Origin of the sequence: Mesorhizobium sp. M1A.F.Ca.ET.072.01.1.1, assembly GCF_004023325.1 — a bacterium.
GTDB lineage: Bacteria > Pseudomonadota > Alphaproteobacteria > Rhizobiales > Rhizobiaceae > Mesorhizobium.
The window spans coordinates 1-453 of the sequence record NZ_RZSF01000735.1; the positions used below are offsets into that span (position 1 = coordinate 1).

Below are 453 nucleotides of genomic sequence, written 5' to 3' on the forward strand. Positions count from 1 at the left end.
ATGCTGCGGGCAGGCTCGATCAAGGATATATTCGACGCCGGCCTGCATGAATTCCTGGCCAACTTCATCCGCGACAACACCAGGCTCGGCGACGAGATTGCGCAGGACTACAGGTTCTATTGAGCTTCATGCTCGCAAACGGAAAATGAAGCCATGCGGCTCAAGATCACCCATCGGACCGAGTACCGCTACGATGCGCCGGTGCAATATCTGCTGCAGCGGCTGCGCCTGCTGCCGGTCAGCGGCCACACGCAGACCGTGCAGTCCTGGGGCCTGAATATCGACGGCGCGCGCGAGGAGGTGCGTTTCACCGACCACTTCGGCAACGACACAAGGCTTCTGAGCGTCGAAGGCGAGCCTCACGCCATCACCATCGAAGCGTCGGGCGATGTGCTCACGCGCGACACCACTGGCGTATCCGGTCCGCATCATGGTTTCGCGCCGCTCTGGCTG

The 453-nt window shown here is 61.6% G+C and carries 2 protein-coding genes; both read left to right on the forward strand.

Features of this window, described 5'->3' with window-relative positions:
* Nucleotides 1–123: alpha-E domain-containing protein (locus EOA32_RS40875; protein WP_348632252.1), on the forward strand; the 123-nt coding region annotated here is incomplete at its 5' end.
* Nucleotides 124–153: 30 nt separating this feature from the next.
* Nucleotides 154–453, forward strand: a 300-nt coding sequence (locus EOA32_RS37785; RefSeq protein ID WP_281015321.1) for a transglutaminase N-terminal domain-containing protein, incomplete at its 3' end; no start/stop codon positions are given.